Source organism: Edaphobacter sp., from assembly GCF_035532915.1.
GTDB lineage: Bacteria > Acidobacteriota > Terriglobia > Terriglobales > Acidobacteriaceae > Edaphobacter.
Map to the genome: position 1 here is coordinate 1 of NZ_DATKQC010000403.1, position 3,760 is coordinate 3,760.

Genomic DNA, 3,760 nt, shown 5'->3' on the forward strand with positions numbered 1-3,760 from the left:
AGTTCTTCTCTACGACAATCTCAAGTCGGCGGTGCTGGAGCGCCGCGGCAATCTAGTCCACTTCAACCCGCGGTTGTTGGAAATCGCTGGGCATTATCACTTCGAGCCAAGGCCTTGTCAGGTACGGGCGGGAAATCAAAAGGCTCAGGCTTCATACTGCACTCCTTTGGCAGATGCGCGAACATTTCCGTTCGCGACCAAGTATGCGCTCTTCCTTTTGTATTTGCCGGGCAGATCGTCTGCCGGCAGTTCATATAAGCATTGCCCTTTGTCATTGTAGCGGTGTCCCCGCAACAAGCCTCTATCACGCCAGTCCTTAACAGCAGAGGCCCCGATGTCGAGCCGCTCGGCTATCTGTTGGATGGTCAGTAATCCGAGGTCGCGCATCCTTTGACAACAATCCCGCAGTCCATGATGGCGCCGGATGTTGATTATCGCCATCACGGTGAACGGTCGTCCCGACCCTGATCGCAAGCCCTTTTCATTCAGGATCGCGGCGACCTCTCTGTTTGTGTGCTGATCCAAAAGTCGATCCACTTCGCGGACGATAACAGCGGGTGTCTTTCTTAGATATGGAGCGCTGAGAGGAGGCTGTAAGGAAAGGCTTTTCAGTACTCCTCCCTTGAACCGAACATGGACTTGGATCTGCTCTCTCTTAAGCAGTGTGACGTCTTCCAACAGCAGTCGAACCATTCGTTTCCTTTCGCGATCAGGCGTGTTAGGGTCTTGCCACAAGCGCGGAAAGTCGCTGGCCAGCGCTGCGATACGAGTTCGTTGTGCCTCGTCGATAGCGAGATGATCGGTTTGGCGCAACCGCTCGTACTCTTGTTGTGCTTCATTCAAGGCGCGTAACTTGCCGTTCCATTCCGCTTCCAGAGTATCGGCAACGAGCCGGTTGGCCGGGTCCACGTGCATGTACCGGAGTTGAGCCTGGTCGGCTTCGTAACGCGCTCGCTCGACTTGTTTGCGGCGCAACCGATCTACCTCATCCAAACGAGTCCGGAGCTCTTGTTGCACCGCCAGGGCGATGTCGAGCGTCATGGGCGTCATGGTTTGAATCAACAGTTCGCCGATGGCCTTATCGATCTGCTCGCCATTGATGCTCTGGCAGATCGGCTTACCGTGCTCGATGCCGTCTCTCTGACAAAGGTAATCGGGCACCGGCCGCGTGCCGCGACTGTGGTAGCGAACTGTCATTCGCCTCCCGCAGACACCGCATAGAACCAGCCCTTGCAACAAGGCTGGACCTTCCCGTGGTGGACTCTTGCGACGATCATCGCCCTGCGCCTGGGCATTCTCGCTCAGCCGACGTTGATTCTCTTCGTACTGCTCCCACGAGATGTAACCTGGATGCATATCCGGCAACAAGATCCATTGATCGCGCGGGCGCTTCAGGCATGTTTCGCTGCCATCGGCTTTCTTGCGCACGCGCTTCCTCCCATAGACGAAGGCGCCCGCGTAACGTGGATTATGCAGCACCTGCAAAGCGCGACTGTGCGTCAGTTCGGTCCAGACCAGGTCACCTTTCTGGGGGCCCTTTCGCAAGCGACGAGGAAACAGGAGGCCGCGCTGGTGAAACGTCTTCATGGTTGCCATGGCCGATCCCGTGCGATCAAACGTGTCAAAGAAGAACCGCAAACTTTCCTGGACATGCTTGTCCGGATCCAGAACCGGTTGGTGCGCCGGGTTATAAGTTAATCCGACCGGCAACGCAGATTCCAATTCACCGCGCCGAGCCTTATTCAGAATGCCGCCTTGCAAGCGAGCTTTGATGACGTGAAGTTCGGCCTCCGATAATGTACCCTTCAATCCCAAGAGAAGTCTGTCGTTATAGTGCGCGGGATCGTAGACGCCGTCTTCATCCAGAATCAATGTGTCCGTGAGCGCGCAGATCTCGAGCAGACGGTGCCAGTCGGTTGAGTTCCGTGCCAGGCGCGATACTTCCAGGCCCAACACAATGCCGGCGTGTCCCATACTCACCTCGGTCACCAGATGTTGGAATCCCTCGCGCCCTACGGCCGAAGCGCCGGATTGTCCGAGGTCATTGTCGATCACCACGATCTGCTCAGGCGCCCAGCCCAAGGCCAGCGCGTGTTGACGCAAATCATATTGGCGCATCGTGCTCTCTGTGTTCTCGAACACTTGCCGAAGCGTGGATTGCCGGACGTAGAGGTACGCGTTGCGCTGGAGATGGTCGGCGTTCACTTTTTGATGCGCGTCTGCTCTCATGTGGTGGCCTCCAATTGTTGACTGAGTATCAGGCCCGCCAGAAGGACAGCCAGTTGCGCCCGGATGTCCTGCGGACAAGATGGAGTGGCAGCTGCTGGCGAGGTAACCTCTGCCACAGTTTTAGGCGTACAAGTCGACCAAGCTCGCATCCAGGCCGCCATTCCTTTACGCAGAAACAGCGCCAAACCCGGCGCCGGGGAGCGGCGAGCAGCCGCGGGGGACAGTGCATCCTTTCGTAGCTGCTCGTAATGAGCAACCAGTTCGTCGTTGTGCTGGCTACTGCTGAACTCATGTCGGCTGCCGGAGTTTTTTTTGATCGCGGGCCAGGCCACGCTCGATCGTTCGTGGGTGCACCGTCACCTGGAAGCGTTCCTCGATTCGTCCGGCCAGATCTCGAGCGCTCAAGGATGGATCGGCTCGGCGCTCCTGCTGCACGAACTCCAGGACCTCCGGACTGAACTTGCGCGCCTGTTTGGGCCCGCGCTTGAGTGGGATCAGACCGGCCAAACCGCGCTGCGCAAGGGCAGACTGAGCTTGATAGAACGACGGCCGCGAGAAACCAAACTTTGCGGCAGCCTCGGTCACCGATTGCCCTTCCTTCTCGACGCGGCGCAACATCTCGTACTTGACCTGAACCAGGTCGCGGGGATCGAAGAACTCGCTGGCGGCAAACACGTCGTCGGTTACGGCTTGGGGGCGTGGATTTACGGCGCCCTGCTCGCGCAGACTGCGCAGTTTGGCGTCGTCGGGCGGCGGTTTCGGCATGGGCGTCTCCTGGCAGAAAGTATGTAAATATAATTATGTCCAACAGTGGCCGATTGTCAAGCCTTTTCTTTCGCCAGACGACGGTTTCTATTGGCAATAAATAGCCATTATTTGGCCATTGCTCTGCATGATCCGGCTTGCGATGCGGCGCAGTTTTCTTTACAATAGAGGCGTTATTGTCTTTACATTCCTGCGCTGCGGTGCTCATCGAAGTCCCTCCAGCAGGTCCGCCAGTCTGACTAAGTCTTCGTACCGGAAGAAAGATCGCCCGGCGGCGATCTCTATGAACGGGTCGACGCCTCCGACATCCGTACAACTCGCCACAATCGCTTGCACATGGTCCTCGCTGTCACGGAAGAACACGCGATCCTCTCCCCAGGTTTTGTGATATTCGATCAGTTCGAATTCACGACCGAACAGGGGATGGAAGGGATGCGTTACCCGAAAATGTCTATGCCCACCGCTCTCATGCGGTACAGTTGACGACTCTCTCCAAAGGGCGTGTGGAACGCGCGATACGGTTCGTGCGCGACTCGTTCTGGGCGGCGCGCACGTTCACCACGCTGGAGGAGTGCAACCGCCAGGCGCTGAAGTGGCGCGACGAGGTGGCGCACCAGCGGCCATGGCCGGACGATCGCAATCGCACCGTCGCCGAGGTTCTTGCCGAAGAGCGCCCGCGCCTGCTGCCGCTTCCGCTCCACGAGTTCTCAACCGACCGCGTGGTTGCGGTGCGCGCGGCCAAGACGATTTACGTGCGCTTCGACGG

General features: G+C 58.0%; 2 protein-coding genes and 2 pseudogenes. 1 reads left to right on the plus strand and 3 read right to left on the minus strand.

Translation table 11 applies throughout. The features are described from left to right. Positions 1 to 144: 144 nt before the first annotated feature. The 3 genes and pseudogenes from VMU57_RS19000 to VMU57_RS23195 all read right to left on the minus strand — a co-directional run. Positions 145 to 2,229: a recombinase family protein gene (locus VMU57_RS19000; protein ID WP_325386310.1), complete on the minus strand. Its 2,085-nt coding sequence runs from the start codon at positions 2,227 to 2,229 to the stop codon at positions 145 to 147. A 288-nt stretch (positions 2,230 to 2,517) separates the two neighbouring features. Then, a complete protein-coding gene (locus VMU57_RS19005) occupies positions 2,518 to 2,994 on the minus strand; it encodes a helix-turn-helix domain-containing protein (RefSeq protein WP_325386312.1) in 477 nt (158 codons plus the stop codon). A gap of 204 nt (positions 2,995 to 3,198) precedes the next feature. Continuing rightward, a pseudogene (locus VMU57_RS23195) lies at positions 3,199 to 3,423 on the minus strand (DUF5372 family protein); the annotation flags it as partial. Between the two features lie 50 nt (positions 3,424 to 3,473). Between VMU57_RS23195 and VMU57_RS19010 the strand changes: the two are divergent. Continuing rightward, a pseudogene (locus VMU57_RS19010) lies at positions 3,474 to 3,760 on the plus strand (hypothetical protein); the annotation flags it as partial.

Bases quoted from the DNA above. Each gene is read 5' to 3' on its own strand.
- VMU57_RS19000 (WP_325386310.1), bottom strand. From the start codon at position 2,229: ATGAGAGCAGACGCGCATCAAAAAGTGAACGCCGACCATCTCCAGCGC.
- VMU57_RS19005 (WP_325386312.1), bottom strand. From the start codon at position 2,994: ATGCCGAAACCGCCGCCCGACGACGCCAAACTGCGCAGTCTGCGCGAG.